This is a genomic window from Arthrobacter sp. fls2-241-R2A-172 (assembly GCF_030208885.1).
In the GTDB taxonomy this organism is placed as follows: Bacteria; Actinomycetota; Actinomycetes; order Actinomycetales; family Micrococcaceae; genus Arthrobacter.
Genome location: NZ_JARVTB010000011.1, coordinates 84,502 through 110,500, shown reverse-complemented (window position 1 = coordinate 110,500; position 25,999 = coordinate 84,502). Strand labels below are relative to the sequence as shown.

The 25,999-nt window shown below is 62.0% G+C and carries 20 protein-coding genes; 7 read left to right on the top strand and 13 right to left on the bottom strand.

Going from position 1 to position 25,999, the window contains the following annotated elements:
* Positions 1-30: 30 nt before the first annotated feature.
* The gene (locus QRM57_RS15910) at positions 31-3,543 is read right to left on the bottom strand and encodes a S41 family peptidase (RefSeq protein WP_284987271.1); all 3,513 of its coding nucleotides are present in this window, start codon (positions 3,541-3,543) and stop codon (positions 31-33) included.
* An 85-nt stretch (positions 3,544-3,628) separates the two neighbouring features.
* Between QRM57_RS15910 and QRM57_RS15905 the strand changes: the two genes are divergently transcribed.
* A complete protein-coding gene (locus tag QRM57_RS15905; RefSeq protein ID WP_284987270.1) occupies positions 3,629-4,528 on the top strand; it encodes a TIGR01777 family oxidoreductase in 900 nt (299 codons plus the stop codon).
* Positions 4,529-4,542: 14 nt separating this feature from the next.
* Here QRM57_RS15905 and QRM57_RS15900 read toward each other — a convergent pair whose 3' ends face one another.
* On the bottom strand, positions 4,543-6,153 hold the full coding sequence (locus tag QRM57_RS15900; RefSeq protein WP_284987269.1) for a serine/threonine protein kinase: 1,611 nt from the start codon (positions 6,151-6,153) through the stop codon (positions 4,543-4,545).
* A gap of 77 nt (positions 6,154-6,230) precedes the next feature.
* On the opposite strand from QRM57_RS15900, the gene lipB reads away from it, so the two are divergent.
* Together lipB and lipA are read left to right on the top strand one after the other, a co-directional pair.
* On the top strand, positions 6,231-6,962 hold the full coding sequence (gene lipB, locus QRM57_RS15895) for a lipoyl(octanoyl) transferase LipB (RefSeq protein WP_257368421.1): 732 nt from the start codon (positions 6,231-6,233) through the stop codon (positions 6,960-6,962).
* The gene (gene lipA, locus QRM57_RS15890; protein ID WP_178995563.1) at positions 6,959-7,966 is read left to right on the top strand and encodes a lipoyl synthase; all 1,008 of its coding nucleotides are present in this window, start codon (positions 6,959-6,961) and stop codon (positions 7,964-7,966) included. Before lipB ends, lipA begins: the two co-directional genes overlap by 4 nt.
* A 44-nt stretch (positions 7,967-8,010) precedes the next feature.
* Here lipA and QRM57_RS15885 read toward each other — a convergent pair whose 3' ends face one another.
* The 3 genes from QRM57_RS15885 to QRM57_RS15875 are packed head-to-tail and all read right to left on the bottom strand — an operon-like array spanning position 8,011 to position 12,756.
* On the bottom strand, positions 8,011-8,868 hold the full coding sequence (locus tag QRM57_RS15885) for an acyltransferase (RefSeq protein ID WP_284987268.1): 858 nt from the start codon (positions 8,866-8,868) through the stop codon (positions 8,011-8,013).
* Positions 8,852-10,729, bottom strand: a complete 1,878-nt coding sequence (locus QRM57_RS15880) for an alpha/beta hydrolase (RefSeq protein WP_284987267.1) — start codon at positions 10,727-10,729, stop codon at positions 8,852-8,854. The genes QRM57_RS15885 and QRM57_RS15880 overlap by 17 nt, the downstream gene beginning before the upstream one ends.
* The gene (locus tag QRM57_RS15875) at positions 10,729-12,756 is read right to left on the bottom strand and encodes a CDP-glycerol glycerophosphotransferase family protein (protein ID WP_284987266.1); all 2,028 of its coding nucleotides are present in this window, start codon (positions 12,754-12,756) and stop codon (positions 10,729-10,731) included. The genes QRM57_RS15880 and QRM57_RS15875 overlap by 1 nt, the downstream gene beginning before the upstream one ends.
* Before the next feature lie 219 nt (positions 12,757-12,975).
* On the opposite strand from QRM57_RS15875, the gene QRM57_RS15870 reads away from it, so the two are divergent.
* Positions 12,976-13,737 (top strand): DUF4191 domain-containing protein, encoded by a 762-nt coding sequence (locus QRM57_RS15870; RefSeq protein WP_235520462.1) that lies wholly within the window; start codon positions 12,976-12,978, stop codon positions 13,735-13,737.
* Between the two features lie 94 nt (positions 13,738-13,831).
* Here QRM57_RS15870 and QRM57_RS15865 read toward each other — a convergent pair whose 3' ends face one another.
* A complete protein-coding gene (locus QRM57_RS15865; protein ID WP_235520461.1) occupies positions 13,832-14,269 on the bottom strand; it encodes an RDD family protein in 438 nt (145 codons plus the stop codon).
* Between the two features lie 301 nt (positions 14,270-14,570).
* Here QRM57_RS15865 and glnA (QRM57_RS15860) point away from each other — a divergent pair, with 301 nt between their 5' ends.
* Positions 14,571-15,995: a type I glutamate--ammonia ligase gene (glnA, locus tag QRM57_RS15860; RefSeq protein WP_211711292.1), complete on the top strand. Its 1,425-nt coding sequence runs from the start codon at positions 14,571-14,573 to the stop codon at positions 15,993-15,995.
* A gap of 562 nt (positions 15,996-16,557) precedes the next feature.
* On the opposite strand, the gene QRM57_RS15855 is transcribed toward glnA (QRM57_RS15860), so the two are convergent.
* The 4 genes from QRM57_RS15855 to QRM57_RS15840 form a co-directional block, all read right to left on the bottom strand.
* Positions 16,558-16,896 carry a pyrophosphorylase gene (locus QRM57_RS15855; RefSeq protein WP_284987264.1) on the bottom strand — a complete coding sequence of 113 codons (339 nt, stop codon included), beginning with the start codon at positions 16,894-16,896 and terminating at the stop codon, positions 16,558-16,560.
* A gap of 135 nt (positions 16,897-17,031) precedes the next feature.
* Complete coding sequence (locus QRM57_RS15850) at positions 17,032-17,382, bottom strand: hypothetical protein (RefSeq protein ID WP_235520459.1); 351 nt, start codon at positions 17,380-17,382, stop codon at positions 17,032-17,034.
* 563 nt (positions 17,383-17,945) lie between these two features.
* Positions 17,946-18,161: a death domain-containing protein gene (locus tag QRM57_RS15845; RefSeq protein ID WP_284987263.1), complete on the bottom strand. Its 216-nt coding sequence runs from the start codon at positions 18,159-18,161 to the stop codon at positions 17,946-17,948.
* Between the two features lie 54 nt (positions 18,162-18,215).
* Positions 18,216-18,785 carry a GNAT family N-acetyltransferase gene (locus QRM57_RS15840; protein ID WP_284987262.1) on the bottom strand — a complete coding sequence of 190 codons (570 nt, stop codon included), beginning with the start codon at positions 18,783-18,785 and terminating at the stop codon, positions 18,216-18,218.
* Positions 18,786-18,845: 60 nt separating this feature from the next.
* Here QRM57_RS15840 and QRM57_RS15835 point away from each other — a divergent pair, with 60 nt between their 5' ends.
* Complete coding sequence (locus tag QRM57_RS15835) at positions 18,846-20,324, top strand: arylsulfatase (RefSeq protein ID WP_284987261.1); 1,479 nt, start codon at positions 18,846-18,848, stop codon at positions 20,322-20,324.
* Between the two features lie 14 nt (positions 20,325-20,338).
* Here the strand turns inward: QRM57_RS15835 and QRM57_RS15830 are convergent, their stop codons facing one another.
* Entirely contained in the window at positions 20,339-23,350 is a 3,012-nt protein-coding gene (locus QRM57_RS15830; RefSeq protein ID WP_257371335.1) for a bifunctional [glutamine synthetase] adenylyltransferase/[glutamine synthetase]-adenylyl-L-tyrosine phosphorylase, read from the bottom strand.
* Positions 23,351-23,359: 9 nt separating this feature from the next.
* Positions 23,360-24,700 carry a type I glutamate--ammonia ligase gene (glnA, locus tag QRM57_RS15825; protein WP_284987260.1) on the bottom strand — a complete coding sequence of 447 codons (1,341 nt, stop codon included), beginning with the start codon at positions 24,698-24,700 and terminating at the stop codon, positions 23,360-23,362.
* A gap of 191 nt (positions 24,701-24,891) precedes the next feature.
* Between glnA (QRM57_RS15825) and panB the strand changes: the two genes are divergently transcribed.
* On the top strand, positions 24,892-25,797 hold the full coding sequence (gene panB / locus QRM57_RS15820; protein WP_284987259.1) for a 3-methyl-2-oxobutanoate hydroxymethyltransferase: 906 nt from the start codon (positions 24,892-24,894) through the stop codon (positions 25,795-25,797).
* Here the strand turns inward: panB and QRM57_RS15815 are convergent.
* Complete coding sequence (locus QRM57_RS15815) at positions 25,794-25,958, bottom strand: SPOR domain-containing protein (protein ID WP_235520453.1); 165 nt, start codon at positions 25,956-25,958, stop codon at positions 25,794-25,796. The two genes, panB and QRM57_RS15815, sit on opposite strands and share 4 nt — an antisense overlap.
* Positions 25,959-25,999 lie beyond the last annotated feature (41 nt).

The window sequence follows — 25,999 nt, the reverse complement described above, 5'->3', positions numbered from 1 at the left end:
GCGGGGCTCTTCCATGCTCGGGGATGCGCGCTAGCTTTGCGGACGCGACGGCAACGGCGCCGGACGCACCTTCCGGTAACCTTCACGCAGCGGAGGCCGGTCGGTGGGCAATTCCTGGATCATTTCCTTGAGCGCCCCGATGCCGTATTCCAGCTGCGGATCCGTACCGGCCGCGTAGGCGTGCGGCGGGAAGAGGACCTCAATGTCGGGCTCCACTCCGCGGTTCTCCACGTCCCACCCGATGCCCCCGTTGAACCACGTGGCGTACCGCGGCTGGGTGACGCCCGTTCCGTCTGCCAAGGCGAACCGGTTGTCAATGCCCACGACGCCGCCCCAGGTCCGGGTGCCGATAACAGGGCCAATGCCGCGCAGCTTCGAGACCTGCGTGATGATGTCGCCATCGGACCCGGCAAATTCGTCGGCAAGGATGATGACCGGTCCCCGCGGGGCGTGGTCCGGGTAGGTCCGGGGCTTTTCACCTCGTGGCATGCTCCATCCCGTCACCTTGCGGCCAATGAGTTCGGCCACCAGCTGAGAGGTGTGGCCGCCACGGTTGCGCCTCACGTCCACGATCAGGCCGTCCAACGCGGTTTCGGTATCAAGGTCCCGGTGGAGTTGCGCCCAGCCATTGGCCATCATGTCCGGGACGTGAAGATAGCCGAACTTACCGTCGGATGCCTCCCGGACGGTCCGCCGGTTGGCTCGGACCCAGTCCTGGTAGCGCAGCCTTTCCTCGTCGCGCACAGGAACCACCGCTACCCGACGCTGCTGTCCGGCTGCTTCGCCGTGGCCAGTGCCGTTCAACAGCGTCAGTTCCACGGTTCGGCCCGCTGCACCTACCAACTGCATTGCTGGAGTCAGCGCAGCGGAAAGTTCGACGCCGTCGATCGCCAAGAGCACGTCGCCCACCTTCGCGTCCGCACCGGGGCGCGTCAGCGGCGAAGTTGCCAGGGGATCGGAGGACTCCCCTGCAAGGATCCTGGTAATCTCCCAACCCTTCTTGCCGAGCTGCAATTCGGCACCCAGCCTGCCCTGTCCATTCCGTCCGGCCTCCGTGACCGCTGCCGGCTTCACGTAGGCGTGGGACGTGCCGAGCTCACCATGGATCTCCCACAACAGATCGACAAGGTCGTCGTGGGTACCGAGCCGGTCCACGGTCGGGCGGTAAAGCTTGTACACCGAATCCCAATCCTGCCCGGCCATGTCTGCGGTCCAGAAGAAATCGCGCTGCAACCGCCAGGCCTCCTCAAATGCCTGGCCCCAGGCAGCAACGGGGTCCAGGATGACGCGGATCCTGTTGAGCTCCACCTTGACCAGCTCGGCGGAATCGTCGTCCACTTTGCTGTCCGCAGGCACTGATGTGACCTGCTTGTCCAGGACATAGACGATGCGGCTCAAGTCCCCCGACAAGCGGTAGCTGTCCACTGCCTTGACGAGGGTGGCCTGCTTACGCTTACCGAGGTCGTAACGCACCAGGGACGGCGCCGTCTTCTTGTCCTGCAGTGTTCCCTTGCCCTCACCGGTGACACCCGTGAGCTCAGTGTCCAACCACAACAGTGCACCGTCCGCGGCGGAAAGGTCCGAATAGTTGCCCTGCGGAACCGGGACGGTGATAACGCGGTGCGCCAGCCCGTCGGCGTCGACGCGAACGGTGGCGACAGCGCCGTCGTCGGACTTCTCCTGGGTGGGGACCTCATCCTCAAGCGTGTCAATCGAGGGTCCAAACGGCGACGGCGTGTCTGCCGCCAGCGCCACCAGGTACGGCTTGATGGGGCTCGGGAAGGACAAATCGAAGGAGTGGCCGTCGTATACGGGGTCAAAACTCCGGTTGGACAGGAACGCGAGGAACTTTCCGTCCGGCGTAAACCGCGGCGAGGTATCGCAGAAGCGGCCATCCGTGACATCCACGATTGCGGACTCCTTCCCGCCGGGGCGGGTCATCCTGAGCTTGCTCCGCGACCCGAACGAAGTCACCGGTTCGGACCACGCAAGCCATTCCGAATCGGCAGACCACGACAACTCATCAATGCTCCCCTCTCCGACGCTCACGAGACGTGTCAGCGCCCCGGTGGAGGTATCGGCAACGAAGACGTCACCAAACGATGTGCCTACAGCAAGCCAGCGGCCGTCCGGGCTGGCCTCCAGCGCACTTGTCCGGGTCAGGGCCGGAAATTCGATCCGGAGCTGCGCGGTGTTTTCCGCAGCTGGGGCTGCCGGCGATTCCGTACCGCCCACGGTGTCCGCGGACTGGCCCGCACTGGTGTCATCGCCGGCGTTGCCCGTCGCTCCAACCGTGGCCACCCCGTGGGCGCCCTGTTCGACTCCCGCAGCAACTTTGTTCTGCCCCAGGACGTTAGACGCCGATACTGGCTTCGGCAACGGGTCGGCGTCGTTTGTAGGCTTGGGCTGCTCAACGGCCGCCTTGGGCACTTCGACTGCTGCCGGGAGAGGTGTGGCAATGCGCTTGATGTACAGCGCCTCCACCCCACCGTGGTCTGCGACGTAGGCGATCCGTCCCTCTGTCAGCGGGCGAGGTAAACGGGCACGGACACCGGGAGTAGCCTCAACCACGCGCGAGGGACCGTCCTTATGCCGAAGCCAATGTACGGTGCCGTGCGATTCCACGGCGCTGGCAGTTCCGGTCAGGTTCGGCACAACGTCGCCAAGGTGGGCGGACACTTTCAGGGGCGCCGCGCGGCGTGCCGGGGACGCCGAACCCAGGCTGATGTCCAGCTTTGTGGCCTGGACATCGGCGTCGAGCGACGGAAGAATCCACAACTCTCCGGCGGATTCGAAGACGACCCGCTGGCCATCGGTGCTGGCATGCCGGACATAGAAGTCCTCGTGATCGGTGTGCCGCCGCAGTCCTGAACCATCAGGCAAAACCGAGTACAGGTTTCCGTACCCCTCATGGTCTGAGAGGAAGGCAATGCGGCCCTGGATCCACAGAGGGTCCGTCAGGTTGCCTTCAATCTCCGGGAGCAGCCGTTCGAATTCTCCGTTGCCGTCGGCGTCGATCCATAGCTTGCCCGCCGTACCGCCGCGGTACCGCTTCCACCAAGCCGGTTCGCGGGACAGCACGCTGGCCAGTACCACTGGCTTCTCGTCACCGACCTCGGGCCCATAAGCAACGGCCTCGACCGGTCCGAAAGGAAGTTCGACGGCGGAGCCGCCGTCCAGCGGAAGGCTGTAGGCGTACGTGTGGCGGCTTTCTGATTGCTGGAACGCACTGGTGACAATGACGTGGCCCGAGGGGGTGAAACCCTTGACCTTGGTGGTGCTGTGCCCGAAGTAGCTGAGCTGCCTGTACCCGCCGCCGTCGACATCCGCCGTCACCACTTCGGGTGACGTTCCGACGACAACCGTCCATACCAGCCGCTGGCCGTCCGGGGTAAACCGCGGGTTCCGTGCAGGCAATTGTTGGGAGGACACCCGCCAGGCGCGGCCGCCGGAAAGGGGCGCGACCCAGATGTCGTCTTCGGCCACGAAGGTGACCAGATCGCCGTGCACATGCGGGAAACGGAGGTAGCTGGAGGAGGTCATTGTTCGATCATAGTCAAGACCCACCCGACGTCCCGGGCATCGGCGGGCGTTTCCCCCGCGTGCCTTCGTCATGGTGAGATGGGTCATGCGAATCGTGATGTCCGGAGCGTCGGGAATGATCGGGACGGCCCTGTCGGAGCAACTGGCCAGCCAGGGCCACGACGTCGTCCGGCTGGTCCGCCGGCCTGCCAGGAATGCAGCGGAGTGGGCCTGGAACCCCGCCGCTGGAGAGCTGGACGAAAAAGTGTTCCAGGGCGTCGATGCCGTGGTGAACCTCTCCGGGGCTGGCATAGGTGACCGCCCGTGGACGAAGAAGCGAATCCAGGTGCTTCGGGATTCACGCCTCCAGCCCACCCGCACCCTGACTGAGGCCATGGGGCGGCTAAGCGAACCGCCATCGGTGTTCATCAGCCAATCCGCGTCCGGCTACTACGGCGCAACGACAGATGGCCCACTCCGGGAGGACTCGGGCCCCGGCGGCGGCGTCCTAGGCCCCCTCTGCGTGGAGTGGGAGCGGACTGCGAGGACCGCGCCGCCGGGCGTGCGCGTAGTAACGCCGAGGACCGGCGTGGTTCTCAGCCTGTCAGGTGGAGCCCTGGGGCCACTGCTCCCCCTCCTGAAGCTCGGACTGGGAGGCCCCTTTGGCAACGGACGCCAATACTGGCCGTGGATCACGCTGGCCGATGAAGCTGCCGCGTTGGCGTACCTTTTGACGGCCGACATCGACGGACCGGTGAATGTCAGCGCTCCCGAAAGCGCTGATGTGAACACCATTGTGTCCCACCTGGCAAAAGCGTTCCACAGGCCGGCGTTCTGCCGGGTACCCCGGCCGGCACTTCGGCTGGTCCTCGGAAAGCTGGCGGACGAACTCGTGCTGGCGAACCAAAGGATGGAGGCCGGACGCCTGGCGGACGCGGGCTTCATCTGGCAGCACCCCTCGCTACCTGAAGCGATGGAGTGGCTGACATCGGCAAAGGACCACTAGGGACTTCACCAAGCTCAGCCCGTGGTGCCGGCCAGGATCTCTACGATCTGCCATCGCCCGTCACTACGCTCCAGATGCAGCCGGAGATGCTGTGGCGTCCCCGCCGGCTCTGAACGGACCACCGAACCTGAGGAGCGTCGCTCCTCATAGGCGGATGTAGCGGCTACGAGCCCCACCATTGCGTGGTCGGGCTGAGGGGGTTGCTCGATGGTCACCGCCGTCACGGTTGTGGCGAGTCCGGCAAACACCGTGCCGGCTGTTCGAAGGTGGTCCGCCACTTGGTGGTCGGCGGCTTCGGCCGGTGAACCCGGTGCGTTGATCACAGCCAGCAGCTCCACAGGGCCTTCACGCAAGGCCACATCCCGCACAGCCGCCAACGCCGGCACAACGACCGCCAGGTCATCGGACCGAAGCTCCTGTTTGAGGCCTTCCGGGAGCGAGGAGGACTCCGGGATGTCCGTGGGCGGGCCCTCACTGGAGACGCGAGCACCATTCCCCGCTCCGGACGGCGTCGTCGATGGCTTCCCCTGCGCCCACAAGCCCCACGCAGCGGCACCGACGAGGACTCCGATCCCGAGAACCACAGCTGCCCGTACGTACGCCATATTTTTGCGTGGCTTGGGCGTCCGCCGTGTCCGGGGTGTCCTGCGGGTCGCAGCCTTTGCCGTCGGCCGGAGCGAGGGCAGCTTCCCAAACTTCACGGCACGTTGGTGTGGTTTTCGATCCAGGGCTTGCCGCCGGGTCAGCAATTCCGGAATGACGGACGCGTGCACCGCCCCTGCCAGGTCCACTGCTTCCGGAGCTGCACTGCGGAAAATCGCCGTCGAAAATTCCCTTGCGGATGGACGCATTCGGGGGTCCGGATCCAAAGCGGCCTCCAACGCGCCAGCGATGGACCGGGGAACATCGTCGGCTACAAATGACAAGGGCGGACGGTCAGGTGCCAGGCCGGGGACCGAGCCCGTCAGGCAGAACCATCCGACAGCCGCAAGAGAATACAAGTCGCGTTCCGGCCGCAATGCCCCTTGGTCGTGGCCGCCGGAAACGACGCCCACAGGGTCGATGAACCCAGGCGTACCCACGTCCAGGCCGTGTTGGGCGTCCGCGTCCCCCACCCTGGACGTGAGCCCGAAATCCGCCAGCAGCGGCATTCCTTCGGCCGTGAACAAGACGTTTCCCGGCGCGACGTCCCCGTGCACCAATCCCTGGGAGTGAAGGTAGTCCAAGGCTTGGGCAAGGGGCCCCAGAACAGTCACAACCTCCCCCACCCGGAGCCGGCCCCGTCCGGACAGCAGGTTCGCCAACGAGCCCCCCGCGGCATAGTCCATGACAATTCCTTGGGCTCCATGTCCATCGACCTCGAACTGGACGACGTCGTGGATGCCAACCAAGTGCTTGTGTTTCACCCCAAACAAGATGCCGGCCTCACGGGAAACGCCGCCGTCAATCCCCTGCGCCTCCATGGGACCATGGTCGGCCGCCTTGACGCATTTAATTGCGAACCGCTCTCCGTCTCCGTTTCTCCTCGCCAGCCACACTGTGGAGCTCGCGCCCGTGCCCAGTTGACGGCTGACCCGATACCCCGGCATGTTGGGAGGCTTGTCAGCAGAATTGAGAGTTTCCATGGATAAGGTCTACCGGAGACTCGGAATCGGTGCAGAAGTTATCCACAGGCCCACCTCGTCACTGTCCAATAGCGGCGATGCGACTGAGAGGTTCACCACAAAACCATGGCCAGTCTGCTGCGGGGTCTAAGCTTGAACGCATGACTCTTGAGTTTTCACAACTGGGTCTTGCCCCTGATTTCGTTGACTACATGCAGGGCTGGGACCTGCAGCGCGAAATCCACAACAAGGTTGTTGCGGGCGAGAAGAACAGCACCGTACTGCTTCTGGAGCATGCCGCCGTTTACACGGCCGGCAAGCTCACGGAGGACCACGAGCGTCCCTTTGATGGCACTCCTGTCGTTCCCGTGGACCGGGGTGGCAAATTGACCTGGCACGGGCCGGGACAATTGATCGCCTATCCCATCCTGAAGCTCAAGAACCGTGCCGGAATCCGCGACTACGTTGAGCGCCTTGAGGCCATCATGATCGCCGTGATGAAGGACTACGGCATCAACGCTGTGACCGTCAAAGGCCGGGCCGGGGTGTGGATCCTCGGCGACGAAAAGGGTCCGGACCGCAAGATTGCGGCCATCGGAATCCGAGTACTCGACGGCGTCACCATGCACGGCGTGGCCATCAACTGCAGCAATGACCTGGCACCCTATGCACAGATCATTGCGTGCGGCATCACCGACGCCAGCGTCACCACCATGTCGCTGGAAACAGGCCAGACCATCAATCCGGCCGATATCGTTGACCGCTTCGTTGAAGAATTCAGCAAGCACGAAGAAGCACTCATTTCCACCCCCGAAGGAGCACTCCAGTGACCTTGGCACCTGAAGGCCGTAAGTTGCTGCGCGTTGAGCAGCGTAACTCGGCGGTACCGGTTGAACGTAAGCCTGAGTGGATCAAGGCCAAGGTCCAGATGGGTCCTGAGTTCGTTCAGCTCAAGAACCTGGTGAAGAAGGAAGGGTTGCACACGGTCTGTGAAGAGGCCGGCTGCCCAAACATTTTCGAGTGCTGGGAAGACAAGGAAGCGACGTTCCTGATCGGCGGGTCCGAGTGCACCCGCCGCTGTGATTTCTGCCAGATCGATACCGGCAAACCCTCCCCGGTGGACATGTTCGAACCCACGAAGGTGGCCCGCTCGGTGCAGGCCATGCAGTTGCGGTACGCCACGGTAACCGGTGTGGCCCGTGACGACCTGGCCGATGAGGGTGTGTGGTTGTACGCCGAAACGGTGCGGAAGATCCACGAACTGAACCCGGGCACCGGGGTGGAGTTGCTGATCCCGGACTTCTCCGGCAAGCCCGAGCACATCGCGGCGATCTGCGATTCCAAGCCCGAGGTGTTCGCGCACAACGTCGAGACGGTGCCGAGGATTTTCAAGCGGATCCGGCCGGCGTTCCGGTATGAGCGGTCCCTGGATGTCATCACCCAGGGCCGGGATCTGGGCATGGTGACCAAGTCCAACCTGATCCTGGGCATGGGCGAGACCCGTGAGGAGATTTCCGAGGCCCTGCGTGACCTGCACGCGGCCGGGTGCGACCTGATCACGATCACCCAGTACCTGCGTCCTTCCGAACGGCACCTTCCGGTGGACCGGTGGGTCAAGCCGCAGGAGTTCGTGGACCTGCAGCACGAGGCCGAGGAGATCGGCTTCCTCGGCGTCATGTCCGGCCCGCTGGTCCGCTCCTCCTACCGTGCCGGGCGTCTGTGGGCCACCGCGATGCGCAAGAAAGGCTGGGAAATCCCCGCCGCCCTGGCCCACATCGAGTCCTCCGGCACCACCCGCCAGGAAGCCTCCACCATCCTCGCAGCCCACAGCTAACCCCCTGCCGCACTGCACGGATAGTGCGGTGCGGCAGTATCGGGCTAACCGAGGTAGAAGCGGTTCTTGCCTTCCAACTGGTCCAGTTGGAAGCACCATGCGGCCCTCCCGATCCCGGACGTGGCTGCGCCCAGTTCATGCTCCAGTTGTTTCGTGTCCATGACGTTTCCATCAGCCGAGTAGATGAACTCGTCCCCGTCGTGGACGTGGCTCTTTGCCGTCCGGGCTTCGTTGAAGGCGTGAACGGACGGTCGGGTCCAGAAAATCCCACCGTTGACAATCTTCCCCGGGACGCCTGCCGCGGTTGAGTTGGAGGGGACGTTCTTGGTGATCAATGCCCGAGCGGCGAGGATACTCCCCGAGCCGACCCGTGCGCCCTTCAGCAGAAGGATGTCTTCGCCCAACCACACGTGGTCTCCGACCCAAATGGATCGACTCGGATTTACGCGTTCGCCGTCCTGCACCGAGTAAATGAGATGGGGATCAGCCGTCCGGAAGGCGACCCGGGATGAGAACATTGCGTCGCTGCCCACAATCACATGTTTGCGTTCAGTGGGTAGCACCCGGGCTTCCGAGGTGAAGGTCGCACCCGGGCCAAGGTAGAACACCGACTCCTCGAAGACAGTGACTATCAGTCTCAGGAATCCGTGCGACCTTCGGAGGTGGATGACTGCGCCGTTGCCCATAAAGCGCAGCCGGCAATTGCGTAGCCGCGTACCATCCTCGACGAAGAGGACATTTCCCGTGCCCGCGAACTCAATGCTTGAACCGATGAACTCCGACCCAGGCGTGTCCTGGAGGTGCACCACGTTGTTCCGGATCGCGGAAACGTCTCCGTACTCCCGGATGATCTGTGTCTTGGGCGCCGGCCCCGCACCGTCGCTCCTACTGTTCTCCTGCACGGGCCAACACCGCCCCGGAATCCTGCAGTTCGACGGTGACGTCCTCCCAGGCCATCGCGGCCAGGGTCTCAAGAACCGCTTTGAGGGAGTCGCCGTGCACCACGACGTGCAGCCGCCGAGCCCCAGTGGCAACCAAGAGCCTTAAGGCGAACAGGTCCGCCAAGTTGCAACCCTCGATCGGTTGGACCTCTACTGAATAGACGGAGCGCTCCCGATGGCCACCATCCAACGGGCTGGCCAGGTCCCCGAGCTCGGTGACGACATGCATTTCCAGGGTGTCGGCACCACGTGCCCGGGAATGCCACCTGTATTTGTAGCGGCCGAAGGATTCCCCTTCCAGCACCACATATTCCTGCACCGTTGAGGCGTCCAAGGACAGCGCGCTGTTGGTGAGTTGCTGTCTGGTAATCCTGCTTCCGGGGTTGACCCGGGCGGGCAACGGTCCCGTCCAGGTTGTGCCGTTGGGTTCGATAGCCAGGACATGTTCCAGCTCCACGATCGGATCGTATGCCGGGAACAAGCTCTGCTCCGACGTCGTGTACTTTACGAAGTCGTATGAGTGCTCTGTCATCAGCTGCAGGAAACGTGTGCGCCCCGCCTGCCCCTGGATGAACCAATTCGCTCCGGAAACCTTGGACGCCGCCGGGTCCACCCGCACCTGCACCTGCACGTTCCCCGTGTGACGGAACGTCCGAAGCTCTTCGCAGGTGAACTCCTTGTCCGCTAGGCCATGCAGAAATTGTCGAATAAGCCCCAGCATGGCCGGCAATGCAGCACGGGCCACATCCGAATGTTGCCCGTCGATGCGGTACTTCACAAGATGCGGAACGTCGCTCGTCAGTTCGATCAGCGAGTGGTTGCTGGATTCGTCCGAATTTGTATAGAAGTAATGGATTCTGCGCCCTTCGTCGAAGTATTGACGGAGCCGGACTTCCGGCTGCTCCAATTCGCGCAGCACGTCGTGACGGAAAAGGTTGTCCTTGAATGCGGGTTTTGTGAAGTAGTAGGGCAGGTTCATCTGCGGGACTGCCAGGAGCAAAACGGCCTCCGGATATTCCAGGGCGTACTGTATGGCTATGGCACCGCCCTTGGAGGCACCAAAAAACAGCATCCGGTCCCGGTCAATGGCGAAGCTGCTCCTCAAACCTTCAATGGCATCCCGGACCCGTTCGTAGAGCGGCCTGCCCGCGTTGTCGACCATCATGTAAGAGCCTGCCGCCAAGTACCGGTCCTGAAAGCAGACCATCAGGGTGTCGTTCAGGTCATCGTCGGTCAGGTCCTTGAGGTAGCTGACGGCATAGGAGATACGGGTCGTGGAGGGGCCGAAGCCAGGGAAGGTAACGAGCATCTTCGTCGGGTTGGTGGTGTTGCCCCGGAGGGAGTAAAAGACGTCTCCGCGCTGCTCCACGCCGTACTGCTCGTCGTATCTGAGCTGCTGGGGTGTCGTGAAGGCACCTCGCCCGATTTTCAGTTCAAAAGGCACGTCGATATCCAACGTGAAGCGGGAGACATCGTTACAGGTGACCATGATGTTGCGGTATTCGAGGGGAAAGCCGCGGGCCGGAGGTTCGATCGAGTTTCCGTAAACCACGGCACCGTCCTGGCACAGTCGGAATGGTTTTCCGTTCCAACTTTTCCAGTCCGCCAGGGTCAATTTGGCGAAATAGATGCCTTGCGGAAGATTTTCTGAGGCGATCCTGCGGATCCGACCTTCCAGCCCCTTCGCCTTGATGATTCTCCGTACCGGTGAATCCGGCTTTGACGCCAGGAGTGCCCGGGCAAATTCCAGGCCAGCGGGCGAATACGCCGCAGCTTTTCCGGCCATGGTGATGCTCCGTTTGAAACCATGAATCCTCGACATCAGAGACCAAGCATCCTCTCCACGATTTTCCCGTTGATGCGTTTGGCGTCCACGCCTTCGAAAAAACGATCGCGCCGCCGCGTGTACGTTGCGTCCTCAGCTGCGAAGCGCTCATGGATGATGTGGTCGACGATTCCGGCTTGTTCAGTGAACACCGGTCCCAGTCCATCGTCGAGGTAATCCAGGCGGCTTTCATAGGGCTGATCGCGGAAGAAATCCGCTGCATCCCAGTGGTAGTACGCGATGGGGATTCCTATGAAGGCCGCGTCCAGGGCGGCCGAACTGTAGTCGGTGATGACTAATTCCGCGGAGCGGATTGCTTCCCTGTAACTCAGTTCCGAACGCACAATGCGCTCAGAGAACCTGAACTGGCCAGCGCGCTTTTCCACGTTCGGATGTAGTTTGACGTGCAGGATCCTGTCCGTGTCCGCAAGGAAGGACGAAAGTGCGGAATCGGAAAGAAAGGAGTCGATGGTCCGAAAGTAGTCCGACTGGGCGAAGCGTTCGGTAGATGACTGGTGGAGGTTAAAACGCCAGGTCGGCATGAACAGGAGGTGCCGCTGCCCAGCGCTTGCCCTCGCAAGGGACTCGTACCGCGGCAATCCCGAATTCAGCGTCTCCACTGGGGCAAGTTTGCTCATGTAGTCCGCTTCCATGCGGCCCGTGGTCACAAAAACGTCGAAGTACTTGGAGAGCACCCAGTCGGACATGTCATTGAGTTGGATTCCGTGCTGCAGATACACGAACCGTGAGTTGGCAAAGGACTTTCCCCGATACCTGATGCTGTAGATCTGCGATGAAACCACTAGATCGGATACCAGGAACATGTCGTAAAACTCCTTGGTAAAGATTGGGACCAGCTTGAAGCCCTTTGCTTCCAGCCGGGTCCAATCGGGCGACTTGGGACTGATCGCGAAGTAGGCGTTGCGGAATTCCGGATGCTCCCGCTTGAAGTACTCGTACAGGTGCTCGGCGTTGTCGTCCGCTTGTTGGGGGCGATCGAAGAACAAGATGGTTGAGGATGGTCCTATCGGTCGGTTGTAGAAGTTGTAGCTTCCCGGCCGGGCATTCCCGGGACGGAGCCTGCGTTCCAGGTATTGCTTCTCAATGGTCAGGATGTCGTCCTGGAACAGCAGCTCGTAGAGGCGCAGGGAAGGCTCGGCCCTTTCCTCGGGCTTCGCGTTGAAAACCAGATAGGCGTCTTTATGGCTCAGTTGCTTGTAGAACTGCCGGCTTTCCAGGACGTCATCCAGCCAACGAATCCAGGCGGCTTCGAACGGTTGAAGCTGCTCCACCATGCCGACGAGCTCGATGAGCTGGAAATCGCGGATCACGTCCCGGAGATGGCTGAGACTGATCGAGGTGGCCTTTTGGCCACGGATTCCCCTCAGGAACAAGGCAACGTAGCGCAAAAGCTGCAACCGCATTTCCTTGGAGTGAAACGGAATAAGCGGAATCAGGCGCTGGGATTCACTTGGTATCTGTAGCCCGGTGGCTGCCTTCGTATCCGAGGCAACCGAGAAGCCAGTCATAAGTGGCCTGACCTTGGCGATGGACCAATACAGGCGGTAGCTGATGTACAGGGCTGAACGATCGATGTCCTTGAGCGCTTCAAGGGCATCCCCAAGCCTCTTGGTGTTGAACGCAATGCCGAAAACATCGGTTTCGCGGCTGTACTGGTAGGTGTCGTCAATCTTGGTTCCGGCCACATTCTTCGCAATGGCCCCGGTGTACACCACCGGTTCCGCGAGATAGACAGTCCGCGTCCTGAGGTACTCGAACAAAGTCGCCACGTAATTGGCGGAGATGAGATGCGAGGTACGCATGAAGATGACGTACTTGCTCTGTATCTCTGCGCAGAGTCCCGCGATGCTGGCGGTCGTCAAGGGCTCCTGGACATGCCGCACTGCGAAGTCGGATTCAAGCCGAAGCCGGGCAGCCATGAGGCGCCTGTACATAACAGATTCTCGGTCAAGCAGTCCTGTCTCTTCCAGGACAATAGTGAGCAGCGGGGGTGATTCGGGCATCTGATTCCTATGGGGGGTGCTTTCAGCGGCAACGGCTCGCGAAGTTCAAGTGCAGGACGCCGCAGAATCATGACGTGGAATTCGAAAATCGGTGGGCCCGAACGGCGTGGGTACACCCCCGCTCACCAGTACAGGGGTTGATTGATCACCTGAGCCTGGCTGCTAAGTTTCGGTGTAACGTCCTGGGCCTTACCGGATATCACGTAGAATTGAGGCACTATGGCGAACTCCCCTGATTCCAGCAAATCGACCCCATCGGCCGACGCACCCAAGCGTGGGCTGTTCCAGCGCAAGCCCAAGGAAACCAAGGCCAAGAAGCCGAGCCAGCTGAAGCAGATCGCTGAAGTCTTCAAAATGACCCGGCGGAATGATCCCCAGGTTGTTTGGATCATGCTGCTGGCTTTCCTTGCAGTCGTCGCGGTTGCCTTCCTCATCGGCTACCTGCTGGAAAACTGGGTTACCGGCCTTATCATCGGCATTCCTCTGGGGCTGCTCGCCGCCGTCTTCATCCTTTCGCGCCGAGCCGAGAAGGCAGCATTTGCGCAGATCGAGAACCAGCCTGGTGCCTCCGGCGCTGCTTTGGGGACGCTCCGGCGAGGCTGGATCACGCAGGATCAGCCGGTTGCAGTGAACCCGCGCACCCAGGATGCTGTCTTCATGGCCATCGGCCGGCCCGGTATCGTCCTGGTCAGTGAAGGACCGAGCCACCGTGTCAAGCCGCTGGTGGACGCCGAACGCAAGCGCCTTGCACGTATTCTCCCCAACGTCACCATCCGTGTCCTGGAGTCGGGTCGCGGCGAGGGCCAGGTGCCGCTGAACCAGCTGGCCAAGACCATGGGGAAGATGAAGAACGAGCTCACCAAGGTTGAAGTCAACGCCGTCAGCAAGCGGATCAACTCCCTTGGCAACCGTCTGCCCATCCCCAAGGGCATCGACCCCTACAAGGCCCGCCCGGATCGCAAGGCCGCCCGCGGCCGCTGACCCGGCAGGACCCAGCAGAACGAAAAAGCGCGCTTTCCCATTGCGGGGAAGCGCGCTTTTCTTTATGTGTTGTCAAGGTCGGCGGCCGACTCGTCTACCTTCTGATGAGGATAGTGTTCATGGCCTTATCGTGGAGTCCACGCTGGTCCGGGTCGAAGACGACAGCTGGGATAACCAGACAAAGCAGCAGGGTCCTCACCACAGCGGCCAGTGGACCTGCAGGCCCTCCCCCAAGGCGTACGACGTGGATACCCATGATCCTGTGACCGATGCTGTATCCCAGCGTGCCGATCAGAAGGATCTGTTCGATGGCGAAGATGGCGAGAGTCGCCCACTGGTTACCGCCGAACGCGAAATTGCTGATCACCAACGCTATGGTCCAGTCGATTACGATGCCGAAGATGCGGCGCCCGGCACGGGCAATGGAGCCAGGGCCGGACTCGGGCAGGCCGAGCCTTTCGCCTGGATATTTGGAGATGCCGGATGTGTCCGGGCCTGTCAACCACGAACCAATGTCTTTTCGATCTACCACCTATCAAGCCTAACGTCTGGTGTAGGTTGTGCCCGACCGGGACGGGCAGCAAGAACACCTTCCATGTTCGCCCAATGGACCCGCTTGGACCGAACACCCGCAAGCCGACTACCGTTTACACAACAGACGATTCTGTAACCTGCCGGAAACAATACTGACACCCCCGGGAAATCCCATCTCCCTAAGGTGGTATGAGTTGCCAGCCACCATGGCAAGGGGACACTTTTGTGCCGCCTGCCGTCGGTTTGGCTGCACCACGCGGCCTTCCGGGCCTGTTACTTGATATGCATAAGGAGCATAGATGTTCAAGACTGCGGACGAAGTCCTCAAGTTCATCAAAGAAGAAGATGTCAAGTTCGTCGATATCCGCTTCACAGACCTTCCTGGCGTCCAGCAGCACTTCAATGTGCCGGCCAAGAGCGTTGACCTCGACTTCTTCGTCAACGGTCAGCTCTTCGACGGATCTTCCATCCGCGGCTTCCAGGGCATCGCTGAGTCCGACATGCAGCTCATCCCGGATGTAACGTCTGCCTTCGTCGACACCTTCCGCATCGAGAAGACCCTCGCGTTGAACTTCTCCATCGTGAACCCCCGCACCGGCGACCCATACCACCGCGACCCTCGTGGCGTTGCTGAGAAGGCCGAAGCCTACTTGGCATCCACCGGCATCGCCGACACCGCATTCTTCGCTCCCGAAGCCGAGTTCTTCGTCTTCGACAACATCCAGTACGAGTCCTCCCCCCAGGGCAGCTTCTACAAGATCGACTCCGAGGAAGCACACTGGAACACCGGCCGTAAGGAAGAGGGCGGAAACCTCGGCTACAAGACCCCCGTCAAGGGCGGCTACTTCCCCGTTTCCCCCACTGACAAGCAGGCGGACCTCCGCGACGCCATGTGCGTTGAGCTGGACAAGGCCGGCCTTGAGGTTGAGCGCTCCCACCACGAAGTCGGTTCTGCCGGCCAGGCTGAGATCAACTACAAGTTCACCACGCTGACCGCCGCTGCCGATGACCTGCAGAAGTTCAAGTACGTCATCAAGAACACCGCTGACGCTTGGGGCAAGTCCGTCACGTTCATGCCGAAGCCTGTTTTCGGTGACAACGGCTCGGGCATGCACTGCCACCAGTCGCTGTGGAGCAACGGCGATCCGCTGTTCTACGACGAGAAGGGCTACGCAGGCCTCTCCGACACCGCGCGTTGGTACATCGGCGGCCTGCTGAAGCACTCTTCCGCCGTCCTCGCCTTCACCAACCCGACGGTTAACTCCTACCGCCGCCTGGTCAAGGGCTTCGAGGCTCCCGTGAACATGGTTTACTCGCAGGGCAACCGCTCCGCAGGTATCCGTATCCCGATCACGGGCACCAACCCCAAGGCCAAGCGCATCGAGTTCCGCGCTCCGGATCCCTCGTCCAATCCGTACCTGGCATTCGCTGCCCAGCTGATGGCCGGCATCGACGGCATCCGCAACCGCATTGAACCCCCGGCTCCCATCGACAAGGACCTCTACGAGCTCCCTGCCGAGGAAGCCAAGGACATCCCCAAGGCTCCGGGCTCCCTGGAAGAGGCTCTCGAGGCTCTTCGCGAGGACAACGAGTTCCTGCAGGCCGGCGGTGTCTTCACCCAGGACCTCATCGACACGTGGATCGACTACAAGTACGAAAATGAGATCCGCCCGCTGTCGCTGCGCCCGAACCCGTACGAGTTCGAGCTCTACTACGGCGTCTAACTGGATCGCGCGGCAGAAGCGACCCTAGTCCGCAGACCGCCCGCACGAATCAAGACACACGAAAGGCCGGCCCCAAGTTTCACTACTTGAGGCCGGCCTTTTTGGCGCGATCCTTCTACTGACGGGCGTTCCAAGCTTTGGCCTCGGATGGGCGGGTCTTTTCGAACGATTAAGCCTTCGTCCCCGGGGAGTACCTTCCCCTGATCCCGCTCGGTTTGATCCTCAACGTTGAGCTCCCAGGCGTCGCCCGGCGAGCAGTGAGCAGTAGCACCAACGCCGTACGACTTGTCAGATGCATCAGTATCGAACTCAGCCCGAAGTACAGGGTCTCCCTCTGCGAAGACGGTCGAGTGTGTCGTTGGATTCACGTTGCGTACGGTCATGCCCTGTCCGACATTGTCGTGCCTGGCTCATTCTCAGCGCATGCGGTTATTGACATTCCCATCAAAAGCACAGCTGCCGCGGCCGTGAAGAATTGGCCGCAACGGCCACTACCTGCTCCCCCAATAAAAACTCTACGAACTGGACAAGAAGGACTGCGGAGCCTTCCCACCTTAGACAGCTACGCGCCGCCGCCAGCCGAGAAAATATCCTGCGAAATCTTCTGCAACTGACCCCGCAACTGCTCCAACTCTTCCTTGGCCTTATCCAACGCAGCCTTCGTCTCCGGCCACGTCGAACCACGGAACTCAGCAGCCAACGGACCATCCCACACATTCGGATCCGACAACACACGACCCTGCGCATCCAACGCCGAAATCTGATCCGTAAAACCACCAGTAATAATCGACTGCACCTGACCAATAGCAGCCTTGGCCTGCTCAGTAGACAACACACGCGACATAGAAACCCCCAAAGTGAAAAAGTAAACCGGCGGCGGCAACACCACCGGGCTGGACATGCCCGACACTACCAATACCGAACCATTAAATCCAACAACTGGGGAAATTGCTCGCCGCTGGTGCACGCATGCCGCAGAAGAAGGCCAGGGCCAGTCTGAAAGGACTGGCCCTGGCCTTCTCCTTATATGCAAGTGCTACTCGGACTTCTCGTGCTCACGTTCGCGGATGTTCCGGGTGATTTCGTCGAGTTTGTCCTTGACGAAACTGGCGGCGTCCGTCAAACCCTTTTCAGCGCTGCCGAGCGGGTCCAGCTGCAGGTAGACCTGCTTGTCGATGGGCAGGTCGTATTCGTCCTTCAGATGGGTCCCGCCACCAACCCCGTTGAGGGACAGGTAGACCAGCGCCTCGGTCCGGGCGATGCCTGCGATCGTCCCGAAGACAACAGTGAAGTCGTTGGGCTGAAAGCTCACGGACTGACCGACGTGGCGCCGGTCCAGCTCTCCGGCGGTGATCGCTTTTTCGGTAGGACTTCCGTTGTATTCCATGTACTTCCCCTATGCATCGAGATCAGTGACAGAAGAAGTCTATAAGGTTACTTAGCGTCAGGCATCCTACGTCAGTGCTTGGTGGTAGGGGCTTCTCCTGGTTGCTCTGGGGCTGCGCAGTCTGCACAGAACACCCGGTCTGTTTCTTCACCGCAGCACTGGCAGCGATGGAGCAGGGCCGCTGATTCAATCACATAGGCTGTCATAGGGACCATGCTGCCCGCCTGCGCCCCTTCGGGACACGAGTAGTGTGTACTCGTTTTTTCGTCACGGCTGGCCGCAACTACTTGGATTCGAACAACCGGAGCCCCTGGCCTCCCGGCACACCGCCGGCGTTCGGCCCCTCGCCACCAGTGCTTGCTTCGGCGTCAGCAAAGGTTGCAAAGCACCGCCGGCAGGCAAATGTCCCGCCCGGACCGTGGCGCGACGCCCAGTGCGGCCCCGCCTGCTTGCAGCGAAAGCAGCACGAGTCGGAGAAGGCAGCCCCCTCAGCATCCAGCATCACCGTCACGGGAGAAGTCTAGGTGACACGACGGGTCCAGGGACAGGCTACGAAAGCCCGCCTACCGCTTTCCGTACTTCTTGTGCACAGCCTGCTTGCTGACGCCCAGGCAAAGGGCTATCGCTTCCCACGACAACCCCGCTTGCCGGGCGGAACGAACCAACGAGGCTTCGGTACGGCCCACTTCCTTCTGCAACTCCGCCACGGCGTAGAGTGCCTCCGCCGGCCCCATTCCGTCCATCGATCCCACAAGCGTTTTCATGCGGTCCACCTCCATGCCGTCAACCATAGTTGACGGTGGTGCGTTTCGTCAACCAATGTTGACGCGAAGTTAGCCCAGTTCCCTGTACATGGTCCGCTGCGGACCGGCGGAGCCCCCGAGGTATTGCCCGGTGTCCACGAAGCCCGCCTTGGCATACGCGGCCAGCCCCGCCGGGTTGCGTTCGTTGACGGAAAGTACGACGCCGGCCTGGCCGCCACCCAGCCTTGCCGTCAGCTTTCGCGCCTCCTCCACCGCGGCGCGCGCGGCCAGGGAGCCCAGGCCGCGCCCTTGGCTCCGCGAGTCGATAAGGAAGCCCCTCAATAACCACGCAGACTCATCGCGTGCCCAGCCAGCGAGGCTCGCCGCCCCGGATTGAAGCGTCAGCACGCCCACTGCCGCTCCCCCGGATTCGATCACGTATGGAAACCGGGAATCTTCTTCCAGGCCAATCAGCATCATGCGCAGTGGATCGCCCACGAAGCTGCGCTGGGAGTCGTCGACCGACATCCCAGCCACCGCGCCCAACTGAATGGCCCGGGAGTCGTCGTCGAGCATTTTGAGGGGAATCAACCAGACGTCAACCAACCACTCCTGATCGCTGCCGATTGAAATCTGCTCCTTGGAGTCATCTTCAAGCATTTTAGTCTTTTCTCCCCGTAGGGTTATCCCAACAGTGTCCAGCACCGGAGGCATCGCGTCGTGAACCAACCCAACGTCATCCTGATCTGCGTCGACGAGTGGCGGGGCGACTGCCTGTCCGCGGACGGGCACCCCTTCGTGGAAACTCCCCACCTGGACGAATTGGCCAGGCACGGCGTTCGCTTCGCCAAGGGCTATTCTGCTACCCCGTCGTGCGTTCCCGCACGCGCAGCCCTCTTCACGGGGCAGTCACAGGAACGGCATGGCCGGGTTGGCTACAACGACGGCGTACCGTTCCATGCAGTCCACCCGGTGACGGTACAGGATGAGTTCCGGAAAGGCGGGTACCACACGCAGGCCATAGGCAAGATGCACGTGTGGCCCAAACGTTCCAGACTCGGTTTCGACGACGTCATCCTGCATGACGGATACCTTCACCACGCCCGTCAGGAACACCGACAACAGTTCGGCATGTTCGACGACTACGTCCCCTGGCTCCGAAGGCAACCCGGCATGGGCCCCGACGCCGAGTACTTCGACCACGGCGTCAACTGCAATTCGATCGTCGCCCGGCCGTGGGACAAGCCGGAGAATCTGCATCCCACCCACTGGATCGGCACGCAGGCCATCGAATGGATGCACAGGCGGGACCCCGTCAAGCCCTTCTTCCTCTACCTTTCGTTCCACCGCCCGCATCCCCCGTACGACCCGCCGTCGTGGGCCTTTGATCAGTACCTCAACCTTCCGGCCTATGAAGCGATCGAGGGCAACTGGGAACATCATTGGGACGAGCACCGCCAGGATGGCGACTATCAGGCCAGCTACGGCAAGGTCCCGAACCACGTCGTGCACCGTGCACGGGCAGGATATTACGGGCTGATGGCCCAGATCGACCTGCAAATCAATCGGATCAAGGAGTCGCTGGCTGACTTCGGGTTGCTGGAGAACACCGTCATTGCATTCACCAGCGATCACGGCGAAATGATGGGAGACCACCACATGTTCCGTAAGGCAGTTCCGTACGAGGGTTCCGCCCGGGTGCCTTTCATCATCGCCGAATCCCCTGCTGCGGAAACCGCTGCACGTGGGATAGTCGTGGAGCACGTGGTGGAACTCCGGGACATCATGCCCACCCTCCTGGACCTCGCCGGACTGCCGATCCCGGACTCCGTCGATGGCAAGTCACTGGCGTCGCTCGTCCGAGGCGAAAGCAGCCACGCTGTCCGTGACATCCTCCACGGCGAGCACGTGTATTGGGGACAGAACCTGCACTGGCTGACGGACGGGCACCATAAATACATTTGGGGTTCCGGCCAGGGAACGGAAGAACTTTTCAACCTCGACGCCGATCCCCAGGAGCGCACCAACCTCGCCGAAGACACTGCCAGCCAAGGCGAACTGCAGCTGTGGCGTGAACGCATGGTGGAGACGCTGCGTGACCGCGAAGAGGGCTACGTCGTTAATGGCAAGCTGACGCCTGGAGCCCCGGTGGTGGCCATGTTGCGGCATGCAAGGGAGAAGGCAGCAGCGTGCCGGTGAAAAAGCCGGCAGAGCTAGTTGCCGTAGAACCGTCTTTCGAACACTCCCCTGGCACGACGACTGAGCCGTAGGTAATCCTCCTCGAACTGCCCCGCGTTCCCGGGTGCATACCCACACCAGCGTGCTGCCGCTTCCAGATCCTTACGCGAGGACGGAAGGAGGTCCGAAGCCCGGCCTGTCACGATGACGTTCGCGGAACGGATTCGGCTGGCAAGCTGCCATGCCTCCCGCAAAAGCGCGGCGTCGTCCCCGTCGATGAGGTCAAGTTTTTCGGCGGCCGCAAGTGCCTCCACGGTTGAACTGGTCCGGAGCTCCGGGTGCTTTCCGGCATGCTGGAGCTGAATCAGCTGGACCAACCACTCAACGTCGCTCAGCCCACCGCGGCCCAGCTTCACATGCCGCGCCGGATCAGCACCGCGAGGCAACCGTTCGGACTCCACACGTGCCTTGACACGGCGAATCTCCCGAACATCTTGCTCGGCAAGTTCCTCCGGGTAACGGATGGGATCGATGAGCTTGACGAAATCTGCGGCGAGCTCATCCGAGCCTGCCATGGGGCGGGCCCGCAACAGCGCCTGGGCCTCCCAGATCAGCGACCACCGGCGATAGTACTCCGCATACGAGTCCAGCGAACGCACCATGGCACCGTTCTTGCCCTCGGGCCGGAGATCGGCGTCCACCATCAGGACCCGCTCCGCCATGATGGCCGGCTTGAGCGGCTGGGTGAGGAAACTGGAGATCTTGGCGACAATCGTCGTCGCCTGTTCCTGGGCTTCCGCATCACTGAAACCGGGGCGGGCACGGTGGACGTACATAACATCCGCGTCTGAGCCGTAACCGATCTCGCGTCCGCCTTGCCGACCCATCGCGACCACCAGGACATCAGTCTTCAACGGACCCTCCGCCGCCACCACCGATTCCGCAACATGCAAAGCACCAAGGACGGCTGCCCGGTCCGTCTCGGCCAGAGCGAGCCCGACGGCGTCCTGATCCAGCAACCCGGCACTGTCCGCAATGGCGGTCCGCAGGATTTCCCGACGCCGGATCAACCGGATGAGCCTCATGGCGCTTTCAGGGTCGGGGTGGCGGGACAGCTTGGACTGGATTTCCTGCCATTGCGCCTCAAACCGGATTGGCGCAAGTTCCTTGTCGCTGCCGAGCCACGCCACGGACTCCGGTGACACCTCCAACAGGTCCGAAATCAGCCGGGAGTTAGCCAGGACCTGGCACAGCCGCTCGGCGGCCGCCTGGGAATCGCGAAGCAACCCCAAATACCAGTGCGTGGTTCCAAGGGCCTCGCTGACACGACGAAAGGCGAGTAGTCCGGCGTCGGGATCCACTCCTTCGGCCAGCCATCCGAGAAGGATGGGAAGCAGCTGGCGCTGCAGCGCCGCGCGCCTGCTGACTCCTGCGGTAAGCGCCTCGATGTGCCGCATCGCCCCTTGGGGATCCAGGTAACCGAGTGCGGCGAGGCGGCCCTGGGCTGCCTCAGGACTGAGCCTGGCGTCCTCGCTGCTCAGCTTCGCCGCGGTATTGAGCAGCGGCCGGTAGAAGATCCTTTCGTGCAACTCGCGGACCGATTTCTTGGTCTTCTGCCACGTCCCCATCAACTGGTCGGGATGCGGGCGCTCAAGCGAGAATGGCCCCAGGACAGCCTTGGCAAGGAAACGCTGGGCGTCTTCAGTGGCCGGCATCAGGTGGGTCCTGCGCAACTGGAACAACTGGATGCGGTGTTCGAGCAGGCGGAGGTACCGGTAGGCGTTGTCGAAGGCAGCGGCGTCGGCGCGGCCGATGTAGCCTCCGGCGGACAGTGCGGCGATGGCGGAGGTGGTGTCCCTGCAGCGCAGGGATTCATCGGACTTTCCGTGGACCAGCTGCAACAATTGCACGGTGAATTCGACATCCCGGAGTCCGCCGCGTCCCAGTTTGATCTGGCGTTGTTCCTCTGCCGCTGGAATGTAGTCGGTCACCCGGCGGCGCATAGCCTGCACGGATTCAACAAAGCCGTCACGCCCCGCGGAGGACCAAACCAGTGGCTCTACGGCTTTCTCGTAACGCTGGCCAAGTTCACGGTCCCCGGCGATGGTACGGGCCTTGAGGAGTGCTTGGAATTCCCAGCTTTCGGCCCACCGCGCGTAGTAGCTCAAGTGCGATGGCAGCGTGCGGACCAGGGGCCCTGACTTGCCTTCCGGCCGCAGGTTGGCATCGACTTCCCACAGCCCGGGCTCGGGAGCGGACGATGAGATGGCCCGGGAGATCCCTGACGCCAGGGCCGTACCGATGGTTGATGCCCGCGCGTCGTCGAGCTCTCCTGATTCAACGACGTAAATGACGTCGACGTCGGAAATATAGTTCAGTTCGCGGGCACCGCATTTGCCCATCCCAATGACCGCAAGTCCGACGTCGGCAATCTCCGCCGGGTCATACTGGCCTGCCGCTTCGGCCCGGGATACAGCCAGCGCCGCCTCGATCGCGGCACCAGCGAGATCCGCCAGCTCGGCACCGGCCGATGGCATGAAATCCTGTGGCGAGGCAGCACAGAGGTCCTTGATGGCAAGCTCTGTCAGCCCCCGCCGATACGCTGTGCGCAAAGCGGCGTAAGCCGGCATCCCGGTGATTCCAGCAATCGGACGCTGGGCACCGGGTTCGGCTTTGACCGAGCGCAGAAGCATTGTCCGGAGATTTTCGCTGGAGGCCTGAAGGGGCTCCGGGCTGATGCGGACATCAAACACATCCAAGTGCTCAGGGTGCCGGATGAGGAACTCCCCCAGAGCTTCCGAGGCGCCCAGAAGCCGGTACATGGGCTCACTGGCATCCTGGTGTGCTGCGGCCAGCTTTTTCAGTCCGGGATTCTTCTCAATGAGCCTGACCAGCGATTGGAGTGCCGTGTCCGGGCTGGCCGCCATGGCAAGCCCGACAAACAGCGCGTCCTCGTCAATCCCTTCAAGTTCCGGGGCAGCGAGGAAGCGTTCGCCCTTTTCGAGATCACTGAATCCGGCTGAGATGAGCCGACGTGCGAGGCTCATTGGCCCCGCCTACAGAATGCCGAGGTTGCGCTGCAACTCGTACGGCGTGACCTGGAGGCGGTAGTCCTGCCATTCCGCACGCTTGTTGCGCAGGAAGTGCTCAAACACCTGCTCGCCAAGGATCTCGGCCACCAGCTCGGACTCTTCCATGGCGCGGATGGCATCGTGGAGGCTGGCCGGCAGCGGTGCGTGGCCCATGGCTTTGCGCTCGGCCGTGGTCAGCGACCAGATGTCATCTTCGGCCGCGGCGGGAAGCTCATAGCCTTCCTCGATCCCCTTCAGGCCGGCGCCCAACAGGACGGCGTAGGCCAGGTAAGGGTTGGTGGCTGAATCGATGCCGCGGTACTCGATGCGTGCAGACTGGCCCTTGCCGGGCTTGTAGAGCGGCACGCGTACCAGGGCAGAACGGTTGTTGTGGCCCCAGCTCAGGTAGCTTGGTGCCTCGCCGCCGCCCCAAAGGCGCTTGTAGGAGTTCACGAACTGGTTGGTCGCAGCCGTGAATTCGGGGGCGTGCTTGAGGATGCCGGCAATGAACTGGCGCGCCGTCTTGGACAGCTGGAACTCCGCCCCGGCCTCGAAGAAGGCGTTGGTGTCGCCTTCGAACAAGGAGAAGTGCGTGTGCATGCCGGAGCCCGGGTGGTCGGTAAACGGCTTGGGCATGAAGGTGGCGTATGTCCCCTGCTGCAGGGCGACCTCTTTGATCACGGTGCGGAACGTCATGATGTTATCCGCGGTTTGAAGCGCATCCGCATAGCGGAGGTCGATTTCATTCTGTCCCGGTCCGCCTTCGTGGTGGCTGAACTCCACTGAGATGCCAACCGACTCGAGCATGGTGACCGCAGTGCGTCGGAAGTCCTGCGCTACGCCGCCGGGAACGTGGTCGAAGTACCCGCCTTCGTCCACGGGGACCGGCGATCCGTCAGGACCGAGGTCCTTGGACTTCAGCAGGTAAAACTCAATTTCCGGATGGGTGTAGCAGGTGAAACCCATGTCCGCGGCTTTGGCCAGGGTCCTCTTGAGGACGTTGCGGGGATCGGCAGCCGAGGGCTCGCCGTCCGGCGTCAGGATGTCGCAGAACATCCTGGACGTCTGCTCGGTTTCACCGCGCCACGGAAGAATCTGGAAAGTCGACGGGTCAGGCTGCGCGAGCATGTCGGACTCGAACACGCGGGCCAGGCCCTCGATGGCTGAACCATCAAAGCCAAGGCCCTCCTCGAAGGCACCTTCCACTTCAGCCGGCGCCAGCGCAACAGACTTAAGCGAACCTACGACGTCGGTGAACCACAAGCGTACGAAGCGCACGTCACGCTCTTCGATTGTCCGCAGAACGAACTCTTGCTGGCGGTCCATAGGGCCTCTTTTCCGATTCGGTGTCCATGCCGCTGGTTTCACTTGGAGTGAAGCCACGGCAGCTCAGCCTTCACTCTACTAAGAGTTCCGTGCTAATGCCGCAGCAGTAGCTGCGCGTAACACAGCGTTTACACAAGGTGACGCCGGGCACAGTGGTGGCAGGCGTCGTCGGCACGGCTTAGGCTCTATCCATGGCCCCGAGCAACCTTCCTGAGTCCAACACGCCCGCCGAAGTTCCCGCCCCCTACGGCAACGGCCCCTCGGCAGCGGCACAGCAGCCGTCGGCATCCGGGAGGAAGCCCGCGGGCAGGGTCCGGATCCACCACCTTCAGCAGGCCAAGGACAACGGCGAGCACTTCGCCATGCTCACCGCCTATGAGCAGTACACCGCCGAGATTTTTGACCAGGCCGGCATCGAGGTCCTCCTGGTGGGTGACTCTGCATCCAACAACGTCTTCGGCAACGAGACCAGCCTTCCTGTCACCGTCGATGAACTCCTGCCGTTGTGCCGTGCCGTTGCCAGGTCGGCCAAGCGCGCTCTGGTCGTCGCCGACCTTCCGTTCGGAAGCTACGAGGTTTCAGCTGAGCAGGCGGTCGCCACAGGCGTCAGGTTCCTCAAGGAAGGCCTCGCGCACGCCGTCAAGATCGAGGGCACTGCCTACTACGCGGACACCGTGAAGGCAATGGTCCAGGCGGGCATCCCCGTCATGGCCCACATCGGGTTCACACCCCAAAGCGAGCACTCCCTGGGTGGTTACCGGGTCCAGGGCCGCGGGGACGACGCCAAGCGCCTGGTCGATGACGCTGTGGCCCTCCAGGACGCGGGCGCCTTCAGCGTCCTCATGGAGATGGTCCCGGCGGACACCGCGGCAACCGTGGACGCTGCCCTTCGGGTTCCCACTGTCGGCATCGGAGCGGGCAAGAGCACAACAGGCCAAGTACTCGTCTGGCAGGACATGGCAGGCCTGCGGGGCGGAAAGATGGCCAAGTTCGTCAAGCAGTACGCGGACCTTCGCACCACATTGAGCGATGCCGCAGCAGCGTACGCGGAGGACGTCCGGTCCGGGCAGTTCCCCGGACCGGAACACTCCTTCTAGTCCTCGTCCTGGGCGTCCCAGGCGTCATTGCGCGCTTTGACCTTCTCCAGGGCGTGCTCGGCTTCTTCCCTGGTCTTATAGGGGCCAATCAGCTGGGTCCAGTCGGACATTGCGTCCTCTTCGATCTCGTGCGTCTTGACGTTGTACCAGTACTCGGTCACGTCTCCTCCTCGGTCCTCGGGCTATTGGACGCGTAACGTTG